Source organism: Kitasatospora sp. NPDC059462, from assembly GCF_042749955.1.
In the GTDB taxonomy this organism is placed as follows: domain Bacteria; phylum Actinomycetota; class Actinomycetes; order Streptomycetales; family Streptomycetaceae; genus Kitasatospora.
On record NZ_JBHYUU010000091.1, the window covers coordinates 15,865 to 32,705 of the forward strand.

Here is a 16,841-nt window from a genome sequence, read left to right on the forward strand (position 1 = left end):
GGGCCCGACTAAGCTTGCGGACCATGGCGGCCACTGCAGAGCACAGCACCACCGGGGGCACCACCCCCGCGTACTACGTCACCACCCCGATCTACTACGTCAACGATCGTCCCCACCTCGGCCACGCGTACACCACCGTGGCGGGCGACGTGCTGACCCGCTGGCACCGCCAGCGCGGCGAGAAGGTCTGGTACCTGACCGGCACCGACGAGCACGGTCAGAAGATCCTGCGCACCGCCGAGGCCAACGGCGTCACCCCGCAGGAGTGGTGCGACAAGCTGGTCGAGGAGGCCTGGAAGCCGCTCTGGCAGCATCTGGAGATCGCCAACGACGACTTCATCCGCACCACCCAGGAGCGGCACACCGCCCGGGTGCAGGAGTTCGTCCAGGACCTGTACGACAAGGGCGAGATCTACAAGGGCGGCTACTCCGGCCCGTACTGCGTCGGCTGCGAGGAGTACAAGCTCCCCGCCGAACTGCTCGACGGCGCCACCGAGGGCGAGAAGCTCTGCCCGATCCACAAGAAGCCGGTCGAGTGGCTGGAGGAGGAGAACTACTTCTTCCGGCTCTCCGCGTACGGCCCGAAGCTGCTGGAGTTCTACGCCGACAACCCCGGCTTCATCGCCCCCGAGTCGGCCCGCAACGAGGTGCTGCGCTTCGTCGAGCAGGGGCTGCAGGACCTCTCCATCTCCCGCTCCACCTTCAACTGGGGCGTCCCGCTGCCCTGGGACGAGAAGCACGTCCTGTACGTGTGGGTGGACGCGCTGCAGAACTACATCACCGCGGCCGGCTACGGCGCCGACCCGGAGCGCTTCGCCGAACTGTGGCCGGCCTCGGTGCACCTCGTCGGCAAGGACATCCTCCGCTTCCACGCGGTGATCTGGCCCGCGATGCTGATGGCCGCGGGCCTGCCGCTGCCGAAGCGGGTCGTCGCCAACGGCTGGCTGATGGTCGGCGGCGAGAAGATGTCGAAGTCCAACCTGACCGGCATCGCCCCCACCGACCTGACCTCGCACTTCGGCGTGGACGCGTACCGCTACTACTTCCTGCGGGCGATCCCGTTCGGCACCGACGGCTCGTTCTCCTGGGAGGACTTCACCGCCCGGTACACCTCCGAGCTGGCCAACGACTTCGGCAACCTCGCCTCCCGGGTGGCGGCCATGGTCGGCAAGTACTTCGACGGCGCGCTGCCGGCCGCGGCGGCGCCTGGCGAGGCCGAGCGGGCCGTCGCGGAGGGCCTCGCGGCGGCGGTCGGGACCGCCGACCGCAAGATCGGCGAGGAGCTGGACTTCGCGGGCGGCATCGCGGCCGTCTTCGACTTCGTCAAGCAGGTCAACGGCTACCTCACCGAGCAGGAGCCGTGGAAGGTCGCCAAGGACGACTCGGCCGAGGGCCGGGACCGGCTGGCGACCATCCTCTACACCGCCGCCGAGTCGCTGCGGGCCACCGCCGTGCTGCTCAACCCGGTGATGCCGAGCACCGCCGAGAAGCTCTGGGTCTCGCTCGGCGCCGAGGCGGGTCTGGGCCCGCTGGCCGCGCAGACCGTCGCCGAGGCCGCGCAGTGGGGCCGGCTGCCCGCCGGTGCCACCGTCACCAAGGGCGAGATCCTCTTCCCCCGCCTGGAGGAGAAGCCGGCCGCCTGAGGCCGGAGCAGGACGCCCCCGCCCCGGGGCGCGAACACCGTGGCGGGACGACCGAACGCCGCGGCGGGACGACCGAACACCGTGGCGGGACGACAGAACGCCGGAGAAGGACGACTGATGCCGAAGAAGGACGACGACCGGTCCACCCCGCCGCCGCTGCCCGCCCCGCTGGCGGTGGCGGTCGCCGACTCGCACACCCATCTGGACATGCAGTCCGGCACGCCCGAGGAGGGCCTGGCCAAGGCCGCCTCGGTCGGGGTGACCACCGTCGTCCAGGTCGGCTGCGACGTGCCGGGCTCGCGCTGGGCCGCCGACCTGGCGGCCCGGTTCGAGCAGGTGCACGCCGCCGTCGCCCTGCATCCCAACGAGGCGCCGCGGATCTTCCTCGGCGACCCCGACGGCTGGTCCGGGCAGCGGCGGGAGCCCGGCGGTCAGGCCGCGCTGGACGCGGCGCTCGCCGAGATCGACGCGCTCGCGGCGCTGCCGCAGGTCCGCGCCGTCGGCGAGACCGGCCTCGACTACTTCCGCACCGGGCCGGAGGGCGTGGAGATCCAGAAGGAGTCGTTCCGCCGCCACATCGCGATGGCCAAGCGGCACGGCAAGGCCCTGGTGATCCACGACCGGGACGCCCACGAGGACGTCATCGCCGTCCTGCTGGAGGAGGGCGCCCCCGAGCGGACCGTCTTCCACTGCTACTCCGGCGACGCCGGGATGGCCAAGGTCTGCGCCGAGCACGGCTGGTACCTCTCCTTCGCCGGCCCGGTCACCTTCAAGGCCAACCAGCCGCTGCGCGACGCCCTGGCGGTCACCCCGCTCGACCGGGTCCTGGTCGAGACCGACGCCCCCTTCCTCACCCCGCACCCCTACCGAGGCCGCCCCAACGCCCCCTACCTGATCCCGGTCACGGTGCGCTCGATGGCGGACACCCTGGGCCTGTCCGAGGACGAGCTGGCCGGCGCCGTCGCGGAGAACACGGCCCGGGCGTTCGGGTACTGACTGATCCGGTCGAACGGATGTCGGGTTCCGGAGGAACGATTCGGCACTCGTGACGGCTCCCTAGGCTGGCTAGCATGAGTGCAGTGAGGGAGGTGGCCATGACCGCCATGCCGATCGACGGACCCGTCGAGGATCATCACGACTCGTCGCACCCGCTGTCCCAGCTGCGGACGTACGAGCAGGTCAAGAACCTCGACCTGCCGTTCGATTGGGATCTTGTGGACGGAGTCATCGTGGTCCGGGGGCAGACGAATCAGTGGCACGACCAGGTGCGGGACCGGCTCTTCATGGCCCTGTTCAACGCGCGGGTCGCGCCTTACGCGGCGAACGTCGAGCGCTGCGTACTGCTGGACGAGGACAACACCACCAAGCCGGACGTCGTGGTGTTCGACAAGACCGGCATCGACGTCTTCGAGCTGGAGTGCCTCCCGCCCGAGGCCGTGGTCCTCACCGTGGAGGTCGTCTCGCACGGGACCCGGGCCAACGACCGCTTCCGCAAGCCCGGGCAGTACGCCGACAAGGGCATCCCGTACTACTGGCGGGTCGAGCGGGGCGTCGACGACCTCCCGATCGTCCACGAGTTCCACCGGGACGAGGAGAAGGGCGTCTACCTGCCGGTCGCCCAGCACGAGGGCGTGCTGCGGACGGCCGTCCCCTACCCCGTGGAGATCGACCTCGCGGCGGTCGTCGAGCTGTGAGGGGGCCGCGCGCCCGTATCCTTGGCGGGTGAGCACCACCGATCCCACCTCTGACAGTCACCTGCTGGGCGCCGCGGACATCCGGGCGCTGGCGGACGCGTTCGGCGTGAAGCCGACCAAGCAGCGCGGGCAGAACTTCGTCATCGACGGCAACACCGTGCGGCGGATCGTCCGGGCCGCGGAGGTGACCGGCGAGGACGCGGTGGTCGAGGTCGGGCCCGGGCTCGGGTCGCTGACGCTCGCGCTGCTGGAGACCGCCCGGCACGTCACCGCCGTGGAGATCGACCCGGTGCTGGCGCGGCACCTGCCGGACACCGTCGCCGCCCGGATGCCCGGCAGGGCCGACGCGTTCGACCTGGTGTTCAGCGACGCCATGCTGGTCACCGAACTGCCCGGGCCGGCGCCGACCGCGCTGGTCGCCAACCTGCCGTACAACGTGGCCGTGCCGGTGCTGCTGCACATGCTCGCCACCTTCCCCAGCATCGAACGCACCCTGGTCATGGTGCAGAGCGAGGTCGCCGACCGGCTCGCCGCCAAGCCGGGCAACAAGGTCTACGGCGTCCCCTCGGTCAAGGCCAACTGGTACGCCGACGTGAAGCGGGCCGGGGCCATCGGCCGCAACGTCTTCTGGCCCGCCCCCAACGTCGACTCCGGGCTGGTCTCGCTGATCCGCCGCGAGCCGCCGAAGACCACCGCGAGTCGCGCGGAGGTGTTCGCGGTCGTCGACGCCGCGTTCGCCCAGCGCCGCAAGACCCTGCGGGCCGCGCTGGCCGGCTGGGCCGGCTCCGCCGCCGGGGCCGAGCAGGCGCTCGCCGCCGCCGGGATCGACCACAAGCTGCGCGGTGAGATGCTCACCGTCGAGCAGTTCGCCGCCATCGCCGAGCACAAGCCGGAGTGAGGGTCTTCCAGTGAGCGTCACGGTCCGCGTACCCGCCAAGGTCAACGTCCAGCTCGGGGTCGGCGGACTGCGCGCCGACGGCTTCCACGACCTGGCCAACGTCTTCTTCGCGGTCGCCCTCGGCGACGAGGTGACGGCGACGGCGGGCGAGCCCGGCACGGGCGTCACCCTCAGCTGCACCGGACCGGACGCCGACGCCGTCCCGCTGGACGACAGCAACCTCGCCGCCCGCGCCGCCCGGCTGCTCGCCGACCGCCACGGCCTCGCCGCGCCCGACGTCCGGCTGCACATCGCCAAGGCCATCCCGGTGGCCGGCGGCATGGCCGGCGGCAGTGCCGACGGTGCGGCGGCGCTGGTCGCCTGCGACGCCCTGTGGGGCCTCGGCACGCCGTTCGAGGTGCTGCTGGAGCTGGCCGCCGAACTCGGCTCGGACGTGCCGTTCGCCCTGGTCGGCGGCGTCGCCCTGGGCCGCGGCCGGGGCGAGATCCTGGAGCCGCTGCCCGTCACCGGCAGCTACCACTGGGTCTTCGCGGTCGCCGACGGCGGCCTGTCCACCCCCGCCGTCTTCCGCGAGTGCGACCGCCTGCGCGAGGAGGCCGGTACCGGCTCCGGCGACACCGAGGTGCCCACCCCCGACGCCGACCCCGCCCTGCTCGCCGCCCTCGCCGGCGGCGACGCCGTCGCGCTGGCCGCCGCGCTCGCCAACGACCTCCAGCCGGCCGCCCTGTCGCTGCGCCCCGCCCTCGCCGACACCCTGCGGGCCGGCAGCGAGGCCGGTGCGCTCGGGGCACTGGTCTCCGGCTCCGGGCCGACCTGCGCCTTCCTGGCCAAGGACGCCGAGGACGCCCGGGCCGTCGCCGCCGCGCTGCGCGCCTCCGGCAGCTGCCGGACCGCGCACGCGACCCACGGCCCGGTGCCCGGCGCCGCGGTGGTCGTGGAGGCGTGACGGGCGGTCGAGCGGGCGGGGACCCGGGGCGGGCCGACTAGGCTGGGAGGCTCCGGGCTCCGCCCGAGCCCGGACCGTCGAACCCAGGAGCGAAGCACACGTGGCCGTCAACCTCGCCACCATCGAGTCCGTCACGAAGGTCTACGGCACCCGGGCCCTTCTGGACGGGGTCAGCCTCGGCGTCAGCGAGGGCGACCGGATCGGCGTCGTCGGACGCAACGGCGACGGCAAGACCACCCTCATCCGGATGCTCGCCAAGCTGGAGGAGGCCGACGGCGGCCGGATCACCTGGTCCGGCGGCCTCCAGCTGGCCGTCCTCACCCAGCACGACTCGCTGGACCCGGCCGCCACCATCCGGCACGAGGTCATTGCCGACCGCGCCGACCACGAGTGGCTCGGCGACGCCCGCATCCGCGACATCATCGAGGGTCTGTTCGGCGGCCTCGACCTGCCCGGGTTCCCCGACGGCCTGGACACCGTCATCGGCCCGCTCTCCGGCGGCGAGCGCCGCCGGATCGCGCTCGCCAAGCTGCTGCTCGGCTCGCCGGACCTCATCGTCCTCGACGAGCCCACCAACCACCTGGACGTCGAGGGCATCGCCTGGCTCGCCCGGCACCTCCAGAACCGCCGCTCCGCCCTGGTCTGCGTCACCCACGACCGCTGGTTCCTCGACCAGGTCTGCACCCGGATGTGGGACGTCCAGCACGGCTCCGTCCACGAGTACGAGGGCGGCTACTCCGACTACGTCTTCGCGCGCGCCGAGCGCTCCCGGATCGAGGCCGTCGAGGAGCAGAAGCGCCAGAACCTCGCCCGCAAGGAGCTCGCCTGGCTGCGCCGCGGCGCCCCCGCCCGCACCTCCAAGCCCCGCTACCGGATCGAGGCCGCCAACGCGCTGATCGCCGACGTCCCCGAGCCGCGCGACAAGAGCGAGCTGATGAAGTTCGCCAACGCCCGCCTCGGGCGGACCGTCTTCGACCTGGAGGGCGTGACGGTCAAGGCCGGCCCGAAGCTGCTGCTGGAGAACCTCAGCTGGCAGCTCGGCCCCGGCGACCGGATCGGCCTGCTCGGCGTCAACGGCGCCGGAAAGACCTCGCTGCTGCGGGCGATGCGCGACGCGTACGCCTCCGAGGGCGACGTCCAGCCGACCTCCGGGGTCATCAAGGTCGGCAAGACCGTGCGGCTCGCGTACCTCTCCCAGGAGGTGGCCGAGCTGGACCCGGCCACCCGGGTGCTCCAGGCCGTCGAGCAGGTCCGCTCGCGGGTCGACCTCGGCAAGGGCCGGGAGATGAGCGCCGGCCAGCTCTGCGAGCAGTTCGGCTTCGGCAAGGACAAGCAGTGGACGCCGGTCGGCGACCTCTCCGGCGGCGAGCGGCGGCGGCTCCAGCTGCTCCGGCTGCTGATGGACGAGCCCAACGTGCTGTTCCTCGACGAGCCCACCAACGACCTCGACATCGAGACGCTCAACCAGCTGGAGGACCTGCTCGACGGCTGGCCCGGCTCGATGGTCGTCATCAGCCACGACCGCTTCTTCATCGAGCGGACCACGGACGTGACGTACGCGCTGCTCGGTGACCGGCGGATGCGGATGCTGCCGAACGGCGTCGACGAGTACCTGGAGCGGCGGACCGCGATGGCCGCCGCCGCGGCCGCCGCTGCTTCGGCCGCGGCCGCCGTCTCCGGTGCCTCCGCGCCGGCGGCCGGTGCCGAGGCGCCCGCGCTGTCCGGCGGGGACCTGCGGGCGGCCAAGAAGGAGCTGCAGAAGCTGGAGCGGCAGATCGCCAAGCTGGACGAGAAGGAGTCCAAGCTGCACGCCCAGCTCGCCGAGCACGCCGCCGACTTCTCCAAGGTCGCCGAGCTGGACGCCCAGCTGCGGGCGGTCCGGGAGGAGAAGGAGGAGCTGGAGATGAGCTGGCTGGAGCTGGCCGAGCAGGTCTGAGCCCGGCTCAGGAGCCGTCGGCCAGCAGCGCGTCCAGCTCGTCCGCCGCGCGGCCCAGCGCACTGCGCGCCGGGTCGTGCGGGCGGGTCGGACGCGCCGCCGCCCCGGTCGGCGGACGGTGCGCGCGGGCCGCGGCCGTCAGCGCGTCCAGCGCCCGGCCGACCCGCTCCACCTCCACCGGGTCCGGCACCCGGCCGCCGTACCGCCGCTGCGCGGCGAACGCCGCCACCGCGCCGCTCAGCCGCTCCAGGGCGGCGGTCGCGGGCAGCCACTCGGCGGCCGGGCGCCCGGCCGGGGGCGGCTCGGCGAGCGCCCGCTCCACCTCGGCCCGGGCGTCGGCCAGCGCGCGGTAGGCGGTGCGGCGCAGCCACACCTCGGCGTGGTGGCGGTCGTCGTGCGGTGCGGCGTGCGGTGCGGCGTCCGGGGGCGCTCCGTTCTGGTGCGAGCCGTCCTGGCGCGAGCCGTCCGGCCGGGCGACCGAGCCCAGGTAGGCCTTGAGCGCCGTCGTCGCGGCCACCAGACGCGGCTCGATCCGGTGCCGGGGCCGCTCGGGCCACAGCAGGTAGCCGAGCAGCAGCACGATCGCGCTGGCCAGCGCGGTGTCCAGCACCCGGGGCCAGAACCCGGCCGCCCCGTCCTGCCCGCCCAGTTGCAGCAGGACCAGCGCCATCGGCGTCATGACGACCGTGTTCAGCCCGTAGTGCGCCGCCGTGGCGTACGGCAGCAGGGCCACGCACAGCGCGGCGATCGCCACCAGCGCCCACGGACCGGGCGCCGGCGCCAGCACCGCCGCCGTCACCGCCACCCCCAGCACCGTCCCGACCGAACGGCTCACCGCGCGCAGGAACACCGAGCCGAGGTCCGGCTTCAGCACGAAGGCGATCGTCATCGGCACCCAGTAGCTCCTGCTCAGCGGCATCGCGGCCGTCACCGCCGCACCGGCCGCCACGCACAGCGCGAGCCGCGCCCCGTACCGCGCGGCGGCGGGCGACACCAGCCGCACCCGCAGCCACCACGGCTCCGGCGGCGGCACCGGCGCCGTGCCGGGCGCCGCCGTCCGGCCCGCCACCGTGCCGGCGGCCGCGCGCAGCGCCGCGTCCAGCGCCCGCCGGGACGGCGTGTCCGGCGCCCAGCCGGGCACCGCCACCTCGCCGCCACCGCGCTCCACCGCCCGGGCCAGCCGGCCCGGGACGGCGGCGACCTCGGGCGGCACCGGGCGCCGGGCCCAGAGCAGACCGGTGGCGGCCTCGGTCGCGGCGAGCGCGGCCCGGTACATCTCCTGGCCGGGGTGGGGATGGTGGGTGGGCGGAAGCACGTCCTGCAGCTGGTTCAGACGGTCGGTCAGGAGCCGGCGGGAGGCCGCGCCGCGCGGCGTCCCCAGATCGGCGAGCATCCGGCCGAGCGCGTCGTACGCGGCGGCGAGCGCCCGGGTGACGGGGTCGGCCGCGGGGGGCCTGCGCCGGCGCGGCGGCGGACCGAGCAGCAGGACGAGCGCGGCACCCGCGGCCATCATCGGAGCCCCCGCCCACCACGGGTGCGGCAGCGGCATACCGCTGCCGAGTGCGGCGGAGACGAGCAGCAGCAGCCCCGCCGCGGAACCCCGCGGCCCCGTCGCGCTCAACGCCCCCGAGACGAACGCCGTCACGGTCAGTGCCGCGCCCAGCGCGGGACCGCCGGCCCCGCCGTGCTGCAACGCGCTGCCCACCAGCATCCCCAGCGCCGAGGCGCCCACGGCGGTGACGATCCGTCGGGCCCGCAGCCGCACCGGCTCGACCCGGTCGTTCATCGTGGCGTGCATCGCGCCGAGCCCGGCGAACACTCCCAGGTCCACCCGGTGCGTCAGCACTCAGGCGGCCAGCGCCAGCGCCATGCCGATCGCGGCCCGCACCATCGGCGCGACCGGTGCCACCGGCCTCGCCGGACGCGCGGCCCGCGCCCACCAGGGGGCGTCTGCGGCGGTGTTGCGGCTCACGTGGGCCATCCGATCCGCGGCGGGGCCGCCGGGCCGGGCCGGTGCTGGACCGGGCGGGCAGGGGCGGCCGGGGTCGCTGCTGTGCGACGCTGCGCGGCAGATGAGGACGCGTCCGGGGTGACCGGACCCGGCCAGTCTAACGGCGTCCACCGGACCGGACGTGTCAAGTTCGTACCGATCGCGTACGGGCGGGCCATGGGCCCTGCCGGTCCGACGGGGGCGGTGGCTACGATGAACGAGGCGCCACCCGTCCCGAGGCGTGGACGGTGCGGGGCCGCAGGGTTGAGTAGTTGACGTTGTGTCGCGGTGCGGCGACCTGCGGGGGCGCGCCGCGCACGGGGGAGAGGTGGATTGCTGTGCCAGGCGAGGCTGGACCGGGCGGCGCGGGCTGGGCCGACGGCCCCAACGGTGAAGTGAAGCCGTGGACGCTCGACAACAGTTGGGTCGGTCGCGTGGTCGGCCAGGTCCAGGTCGACGTCAGCGCCACCGCACTGGTGGCGGCGTTCGGCTCCAAGGACGTCAAGATCGAGCTCGACACGCTGACCACGTTCAAGAAGAAGGTGGACGCGCTCCTGGCCTCGCTGGAGGGCTCGGAGGCGGCTCAGCACAAGATCAAGGAACAGAAGCTGACCGCGGGCAACCTCGGCACCGGCTTCCACGAGTCCACGGACCTGATGGCGGCGTACGACCGGACCCATGCGGCGATCTCGCAGCTCTCGAAGGCGTTCGCGGAGCAGATCGACAAGATGAGCCAGGCGGTCGCCCAGACGGCGGGCAGCTACGGCAGCAACGAGGAGCACCAGACGACGGCGGTCAACGCGGTCGCGAAGAACGCGGACACCTACACCCCGGCCGCCGGGCCCAACGGGCCGGCGGCGAAGAGCGGTGACTACTGATGGCGCGCGGGTGCGCGGGATCGACCGGAACAGGGGGTAACTGATGGCGGGCGGAACGAACTTCGAGGGCATTAACCATCCGCAGCTCAAGTCGATGGTCGTCGGCAGCGATCCGGCGAAGGTGACCAGCCGTGGCAACCAGCTGAAGGACGCCGGGCGGGTGCTGGACGACCTCAGCCGGGCGCTGGCCGCGCACGTCGGGCAGATCCAGTGGGAGGGGCCGGCGGCCGAGAACTTCAAGGCCTGGGCCGGCAACCTGAACAAGTCGGCCTCGATGATCAGCGAGTACTCCAAGGGCGCCGGTGACGCGATGGTCCAGGCCGGTGAGGCCCTGGGCAGTGCCAAGACCGGTGTGCCGGAGGTGCCGACCAAGGACATCGACGTGGTCAAGCGGCACGTCACGCAGCCGTGTCTGAAGCCTTCACCGCTGAGCATCGCCGGCATCGGCAATCCGACGGCGACGACCGACGCGATCATGAAGAAGGAGGACCCGACCTGGGTCTCCTACGCGGAGGCCGCGGCGGCGCAGAAGCGGGTGGACACCGCGCACCAGGAAGCCATCCACCAGATGGAGAAGCTGGGGCAGGCGTACGAGGCGGCGACCGCCAAGCTGAACGGGCTCAAGTTGCCCGAGCTGCCGGGCACCCCCGGCGACGGCCCGAAGGCGGTCGACGGTGGAACCGAGGTTCCGGTCGGGCCGGGTGGTCGATCCTACGGCTCCGGAGGGGGCGGCCGGTCTTCCGGTGGCGGCTACAGCGGCGGGGGTTACGTCCCGGCCGGCGGTGGCGGCTACGGCGGTGGTGGCGGTTCCGTCGTGGCGCCGCGTCCGCGGACGTCGGTGCCGGACGCACCGCAGACTCCGGGGCGTAGCGTTCCGACCCCGCCGCACGGTGGTTCGGTGCCGCTGCCGGGTGACCCCGGCACGTCCGGGGTGGTGACCCCGCCGACCACGTTCCCCGGCGACCGTCCCAGCACCGGGCTGGACAGTCTGCCTTCGGTGCCGACGCTGCCCGGGCAGACCGGGCCGGTGGGACCGTCCGGCGGTGGGCCCGTGTCTCCCCACCCCCAGGGTGGCGGCCCCGGGTACCCCGGTCTTCCGGGCGGCGGGCCGGGTCCGTTTGCCGGGGGCGGGCCGATCCCGATGGGCGGTACGGGTCCGTTCACCGGCGGGACCGTGCCGCTGAAGGGCGGCGGCGGGGGCTCGGTTCCTCCGAACCGGACCAGCACCTTCGGCGGCGGGAACCTGCCGGCGAAGGGCGGTGCTCCGGTACCGACCAACGGCGGGACCGTGTTCGGGTCGCGCGAGGCGGCCCAGGGGCGGGCCGGAGGGCCCGCCGGCGGGGGCGGCTTCGGCGGTCCGGGCGGAGGCGTGCACCCGGGCGGCGGCTACGGGGGTGGCGTGGTCGGTGGTTCGCGCGGTCGGGGTTACAGCTCGACCGGCGGCGGTGTCGTCGGCGGCGTGGTCGGTGGGGCCAAGGGGCCGGTGGCCGGCGGGGAGTTCACCCCGGGTGGCAGCGGCCTTCGCAGCCGGGCGGCCTCGGCCGGTGCGGCGGCTGCCGAGAGTGCGGCACGGCCGGGCCAGAACGGCATGATGGGCCCGGGCATGATGGGCGGCGGCGCGGGGGAGCGGCGCGAGCGTGAGCGCGGCCGTCGGGCCGACTACCTGCACGAGGACGAGGAGACGTGGACCAGCGGTACTCCGAAGAGCAATCCGGGCGTGATTGAGTAGTCCGGAACGACTGCCCGGCCACGGGGCCCACACCCGGTGGCCGGGCAGTCCTGCACGGGCCGGTGCCCGGGCCCGACGGGGAAAGTGACGAGGGAGCAGTGATGCGGCGGACGAACGTACATGTGCGTGGGCGGGGGTTCGCCGCGGTGTTGCTGGCTGCGGGCATCGTGGCCGGGCCTGCCGTGGGCCCGGCGGCCGCGGTGGATTCGATCCGGGACCAGCAGTGGCACCTGGACACCATGAAGGCGCCGGAGATCTGGCAGACGAGCAAGGGCCGGGGGATCACCGTGGCGGTGATCGACGGGGGGTTCCGACTCGACCACCCGGACCTGGTGGGTCAGTTCCTGCCAGGAAAGGACATGAGCGGGCTGTCCGGTGGCGTCGGTGTGGACAAGAGCGGCCACGGCACGGGAATCGCCGGTCTCATCGCGGGGTCCGGGAAGGGGCTGGCAGGGAAGGGCGCGTACGGTCTCGCGCCTGACGCCAAGATTCTTCCGATCAAGATCAACATCAACGACGACCCGGCGCAGCCGATCGATGCATCCGACTATCTCAAGCAGGTGAGCCAAGGCATCACCTTCGCGGCGGATCAAGGGGCGAGGGTCATCAACGTCTCGTCGGTCGCGGGTTCCTCCGGAGTCTCCACGGGAGACATCGCCGAACTGGAGAAGTCCGTGAAGTACGCCAACGGGAAGGGTGCGCTGGTCGTCGCGGGTGCCGGGAACAGCGGGCAGCAGGGGAATCCCGTTCTGTATCCCGCCGCTCTTCCGAGCATCATCGCGGTGGCCGCGGCCGACCGCGCCGGAACGGCCACCGAGGAGTCCGAGCACGGCCCTCAGATCGACATCGCCGCCCCCGGGGTGGACATCTACACGTCGTGTGCCGCGGAATCCGGTTATTGCAAGAAGCACGGCACTTCCGACGCCACCGCTCTGGTCTCCGCCTCGGCGGCCCTTCTCTGGTCGGTTCATCCGGATTGGGCTCCGAACCAGATCGCCAGGGTACTGATCAATACGGCCGGAAAGCCCAAGGACGGCTCGACTCGGACCGACTTCATCGGTTATGGAATCGTCCGTCCTCGCGTCGCGCTGACCACGCCGGGTGATCCGGGGCCGGCCGATGTGAGTCCCCTGGCGGATCCGACCGAGAGCGCGGCACCGTCGGCACCCGCCGAAACGTCGAGCCCGGTCCCGCCGCCCGCTTCCGCCTCTGCTGCGGTGTTGCCGCAGGAGGGGGCGGGTGAGAAGGAGAAGGAAGAGCCGTCACGGGCGGGGAACGGTCTGGTCGTCGGGGTGGCGGCAGGCGTGGCGGTGCTGGTCGTGGCCGGGGTGGTTGTGGTGGTGGTGCGGAGGCGGCGGTCGACCGGGCCGTCCGGTGGTTCCTACGTGAGGTGAGGGGCGGCCCCCGGCGGGTGGGGGCGTGGGGGCCGGGGTGAGCGCGGGTGTCACTCGGGTGGGTGCTGTCGGGGGTGGGGCGGGGTCGCCAGGGTTGGGGGTATGGGTGCGACGGGGCAGATGCGGCGGGCCGCTGCGGCGGCGTTGATCGGTACGGCGATCGAGTTCTACGACTTCTTCATCTACGGCACGGCGGCGGCGCTGGTCTTCGGTGAGGTGTTCTTTCCCGAACTGGGCACGGTGGGGGCGCTGTTGGCGGCGTTCTCGGTGTACGCGGTGGCGTTCCTGGCGCGGCCGCTGGGGGCGGTGGTGTTCGGGCACTTCGGGGACCGGCTGGGGCGGAAGACGACGTTGGTGGTGTCGCTGCTGCTGATGGGGTTGTCGACGGCGGCGGTGGGGGTGCTGCCGGGGTTCGGGGCGTGGGGGTGGTGGGCGCCGGTGGTGCTGGTGGTGCTGCGGGTGTGCCAGGGGGTGGGGCTGGGCGGGGAGTGGGGCGGTGCGGCGCTGCTGGTGGCGGAGAACGCGCCGGCGGGGCGGCGGGGGCGGTACGGGGCGTATCTGCAGTTGGGGCCGACGACCGGGTTCGTGCTCGCCAACGGGGTGTTCCTGGTGCTGCAACTCTGGCTGGACGAGGGGGCGTTCCGGTCCTGGGGCTGGCGGGTGCCGTTCCTGGCGTCGTTGGCGCTGGTGGCGGTGGGGCTGTTCGTGCGGCTGCGGCTGGAGGAGACGCCGCTGTTCCGGGGCGGGGCACGGGACGGGGCGCGGGGCGGGGCGGAGCGGGCGCCGGTGGTGGAGGTGCTGCGCGGGCACTGGCGGACGGTGCTGGTGGGCTGCGGGGCGATCACGGTGGGGTACGCGCTGTTCTACCTGACCACCACGTACGCGCTGGCGTACGCGACGACGGGGCTCGGGGTGCCGAGCACGGTGGTGCTGTCGATGCTGCTGGCCGGTGCGGCGGGGAAGGCGGTGACGGTGTGGCTGAGCGCCCGGCGCAGTGACGGGTGGGGCCGGCGGCGGACGCTGCAGGGGGCGACGGGGCTGGCGGTGGCGTGGGGGCTGGTGCTGTTCCCGCTGCTGGAGACGGAGCGGCGGGAGCTGATGTTCGTGGCGCTGGCGGGGGCGATGGTGGTGCTGGGGTGCCTGCTGGGGCCGCTGGCGGCGTTCCTGCCGGAGCTGTTCCCGACCCGGGTGCGGTACACGGGGGCGGCGCTGACGTACAACCTGGGCGGGGTGGTGGGCGGGGCGACGACGCCGCTGATCGCGACCAGGCTGACCGAGGCGTACGGGACGGCGGAGCCGGTCGGCTGGTACCTGGCGGTGTGGGGAGTGGTGGCGCTGCTCTGCCTGCGACTGCTGCCGGAGACCGCCGGAACGGACCTGGCGGCGGCGGGTGCGCTGCGCGGTCGGACGGCCGCGACCGATTTCCCAATCGGCCCCCCGGCCGTGTAATGTCTTCCTTGTTCGAGCGAGCGGACCGGGCCGGAAGGCGGGGTCGGGGAGCGAGAGCAGGGAACAGGCCCCTATAGCTCAGTCGGTAGAGCGTCTCCATGGTAAGGAGAAGGTCTGCGGTTCGATTCCGCATGGGGGCTCGGTCAGGACCTCCGCCTCCGGGCGGGGGTCCTTTTCGTTGTGCCCGCACGGCCGGGTGGTGGGACGGCCCGGTGAGACGGTCTGGCAGGTCGGGTACGGAATGCGCTCTGATGGAGCGTCATCGGCCGACTTCCCCAGCCGGGCGGGGCTGCGGGCGGGAAGCCGGCCTGGAGGGGTCTCATGGGTGTTCGTCTCGTCGTGGTGGACGACCACCGGCTGTTGGCCGAGGCGCTGGCCACCGCGCTCCAACTGCGCGGTCACCGGGTGCTGGCGGTGGGTTCGCCGGCCTCGTCGGCGGCCGATCTGGTGGCGGGCCGGCGGCCGGAGGTGTGTCTGCTGGGGGTGGCCGCGCCGGGGGAGCCGGGGGCGTTCGACGGCTTGCGGCGGATCCGCCGGGAACGGCCCGAGGTGGCCGTGATCGTGCTCGGGCCGGTCGGTGAACTGCGGGGCGTGGCAGGGGCGTTCGCGTCGGGTGCGGCCGGGTACGTGCCGAGCGACGAGCGGATCGAGGTGGTCGAGCGGGCGATCGCGCGGGCCCGGGCGGGGGAGGCGGCGGTCGCGGTGGAGGTGCTGCGCGGCGCGTTCGACCAGCTGCTGAGGCCGGCCGCCGAACCGGACGACGAGGCGGTGCGGCTGCTGCGGCTGCTGACCCGGCGGGAGGTCCAGGTGCTGGCCAGGATCGCGGACGGCGAGGACACCGCGGCGATCGCGGCGGGGATGCGGATCGCGGCGAGCACGGCCCGCACGCACGTGCAGCGGGTGCTGATGAAGCTCGGCGCGCGGACCCGGCTGGAGGCGGCGGCGGTCGCGGCGCGCACCGGGCTGCTGGAGCGGATGGCGCGCGGCTGACCGGCGGGCGACGCGGGGACGACGCGCGGGCGGCGGGCCGTCGACGGGCCGGTGGAGACCGGCGGGAGCGGGCGGCGGAGGGGCCGGAAAGGGTCCCCGGGATGGTCCGGAGCACCCCCGGCGGCCAGGGAGAATAGGCCGCAGTCGTACGTACGTCCCCGATGGCCCGCCGACGGCGGCCCATCGCCCGCTGGAGGTCGCATCATGAGTAAGTACCTGGTCACGGGTGGCGCCGGCTATGTCGGCAGTGTGGTCGCCGCCCACCTGCTGGAAGCGGGACACCAGGTGACCGTCCTGGACGACCTCTCGACCGGCTTCCGCGAGGGCGTGCCGGCCGGTGCCGAGTTCGTCGAGGGCCGGATCCAGGAGGCCGGCAAGGTCCTGGACGCCTCCTTCGACGGTGTGCTGCACTTCGCCGCCTCCTCGCAGGTCGGCGAGTCGGTCGCGGACCCGGAGAAGTACTGGCGCAACAACGTGGCCGGCTCGCTGGAGCTGGTCGCCGCGATGCGCGCGGCGGGTGTGCGCAAGCTGGTGTTCTCGTCGACCGCCGCCACCTACGGCGAGCCGGAGTCGGTGCCGATCGCCGAGACGGCCCGCACCGCGCCGACCAACACCTACGGCGCCACCAAGCTCGCCGTGGACCACCTGATCACCAGTGAGGCCGTCGCCCACGGCCTGGCCGCCGTCTCGCTGCGCTACTTCAACGTGGCGGGCGCGTACGGCGCGTACGGCGAGCGGCACGACCCCGAGTCGCACCTGATCCCGCTGGTGTTCCAGGCCGCCCTCGGGCAGCGCGAGCACATCGCGGTGTACGGCGACGACTACCCGACCCCGGACGGCACCTGCATCCGCGACTACATCCACGTCGCGGACCTGGCCGACGCGCACCTGCTGGCGCTGGACGCCGCCAGGCCGGGCGAGCACCTGATCTGCAACCTGGGCAACGGCAGCGGCTTCTCGGTCCGCGAGGTGATCGAGTCGGTCAAGCGCGTCACCGGCCGGGAGATCCCGGTCGTGGTCTCCGGCCGCCGCGCCGGCGACCCGGCCGTGCTGGTGGCCTCCGCCGAGCGGGCCCACCGGGAGCTGGGCTGGACCCCGCGCCGGCCGAACCTGGACGACATCGTCGCCGACGCCTGGAAGTTCACGCTGGAGAAGAACGGCCTGTAGGCCCGCCGGCCCCTCCGGTCCGCCGAGCGCCGCCCCCCCAGCCGCCGCCCCCAGCGGCGGGGGCGGCGCGGGTACACCCCCCGGCCGTAACCCCGCACCCCGGTGGGGCCACCCGCGAGCGCGCGGC

General features: G+C 73.7%; 14 protein-coding genes and 1 tRNA gene. 13 read left to right on the plus strand and 2 right to left on the minus strand.

Annotated elements, in window-relative coordinates; all coding sequences use genetic code 11:
* Positions 1 to 23 precede the first annotated feature (23 nt).
* The 6 genes from metG (at position 24) to ACFXAM_RS22330 (ending at position 7,117) form a co-directional block, all read left to right on the plus strand.
* On the plus strand, positions 24 to 1,643 hold the full coding sequence (metG, locus tag ACFXAM_RS22305) for a methionine--tRNA ligase (RefSeq protein WP_380293853.1): 1,620 nt from the start codon (positions 24 to 26) through the stop codon (positions 1,641 to 1,643).
* Positions 1,644 to 1,760: 117 nt separating this feature from the next.
* On the plus strand, positions 1,761 to 2,639 hold the full coding sequence (locus ACFXAM_RS22310; RefSeq protein WP_380293855.1) for a TatD family hydrolase: 879 nt from the start codon (positions 1,761 to 1,763) through the stop codon (positions 2,637 to 2,639).
* Between the two features lie 74 nt (positions 2,640 to 2,713).
* Complete coding sequence (locus ACFXAM_RS22315) at positions 2,714 to 3,337, plus strand: Uma2 family endonuclease (RefSeq protein WP_380293857.1); 624 nt, start codon at positions 2,714 to 2,716, stop codon at positions 3,335 to 3,337.
* Between the two features lie 28 nt (positions 3,338 to 3,365).
* Positions 3,366 to 4,235, plus strand: coding sequence for a 16S rRNA (adenine(1518)-N(6)/adenine(1519)-N(6))-dimethyltransferase RsmA (gene rsmA / locus ACFXAM_RS22320; RefSeq protein WP_380293859.1), 870 nt, complete (start codon positions 3,366 to 3,368; stop codon positions 4,233 to 4,235).
* Between the two features lie 10 nt (positions 4,236 to 4,245).
* Positions 4,246 to 5,181 (plus strand): 4-(cytidine 5'-diphospho)-2-C-methyl-D-erythritol kinase, encoded by a 936-nt coding sequence (locus tag ACFXAM_RS22325; RefSeq protein ID WP_380293861.1) that lies wholly within the window; start codon positions 4,246 to 4,248, stop codon positions 5,179 to 5,181.
* A 100-nt stretch (positions 5,182 to 5,281) separates the two neighbouring features.
* Entirely contained in the window at positions 5,282 to 7,117 is a 1,836-nt protein-coding gene (locus ACFXAM_RS22330) for an ABC-F family ATP-binding cassette domain-containing protein (RefSeq protein WP_380293863.1), read from the plus strand.
* 7 nt (positions 7,118 to 7,124) lie between these two features.
* On the opposite strand, the gene ACFXAM_RS22335 is transcribed toward ACFXAM_RS22330, so the two are convergent.
* Together ACFXAM_RS22335 and ACFXAM_RS22340 are read right to left on the minus strand one after the other, a co-directional pair.
* Complete coding sequence (locus ACFXAM_RS22335) at positions 7,125 to 8,948, minus strand: FUSC family protein (protein ID WP_380293865.1); 1,824 nt, start codon at positions 8,946 to 8,948, stop codon at positions 7,125 to 7,127.
* Positions 8,949 to 8,963: 15 nt separating this feature from the next.
* Complete coding sequence (locus tag ACFXAM_RS22340; protein ID WP_380293867.1) at positions 8,964 to 9,089, minus strand: hypothetical protein; 126 nt, start codon at positions 9,087 to 9,089, stop codon at positions 8,964 to 8,966.
* 356 nt (positions 9,090 to 9,445) lie between these two features.
* Here ACFXAM_RS22340 and ACFXAM_RS22345 point away from each other — a divergent pair, with 356 nt between their 5' ends.
* From ACFXAM_RS22345 to galE, 7 genes are all read left to right on the plus strand, one after another.
* Positions 9,446 to 9,985: a hypothetical protein gene (locus tag ACFXAM_RS22345; RefSeq protein ID WP_380293869.1), complete on the plus strand. Its 540-nt coding sequence runs from the start codon at positions 9,446 to 9,448 to the stop codon at positions 9,983 to 9,985.
* 43 nt (positions 9,986 to 10,028) lie between these two features.
* Entirely contained in the window at positions 10,029 to 11,714 is a 1,686-nt protein-coding gene (locus tag ACFXAM_RS22350; protein WP_380293871.1) for a WXG100 family type VII secretion target, read from the plus strand.
* 101 nt (positions 11,715 to 11,815) lie between these two features.
* On the plus strand, positions 11,816 to 13,108 hold the full coding sequence (mycP, locus tag ACFXAM_RS22355; RefSeq protein ID WP_380293873.1) for a type VII secretion-associated serine protease mycosin: 1,293 nt from the start codon (positions 11,816 to 11,818) through the stop codon (positions 13,106 to 13,108).
* A gap of 102 nt (positions 13,109 to 13,210) precedes the next feature.
* Positions 13,211 to 14,557 (plus strand): MFS transporter, encoded by a 1,347-nt coding sequence (locus ACFXAM_RS22360; protein WP_380293875.1) that lies wholly within the window; start codon positions 13,211 to 13,213, stop codon positions 14,555 to 14,557.
* Between the two features lie 67 nt (positions 14,558 to 14,624).
* Positions 14,625 to 14,697: transfer RNA gene (locus tag ACFXAM_RS22365), tRNA-Thr, on the plus strand.
* Positions 14,698 to 14,878: 181 nt separating this feature from the next.
* Positions 14,879 to 15,547: a response regulator transcription factor gene (locus ACFXAM_RS22370; protein WP_355370240.1), complete on the plus strand. Its 669-nt coding sequence runs from the start codon at positions 14,879 to 14,881 to the stop codon at positions 15,545 to 15,547.
* Positions 15,548 to 15,751: 204 nt separating this feature from the next.
* Positions 15,752 to 16,714 (plus strand): UDP-glucose 4-epimerase GalE, encoded by a 963-nt coding sequence (gene galE / locus ACFXAM_RS22375; protein ID WP_380293877.1) that lies wholly within the window; start codon positions 15,752 to 15,754, stop codon positions 16,712 to 16,714.
* Positions 16,715 to 16,841: the final 127 nt, after the last annotated feature.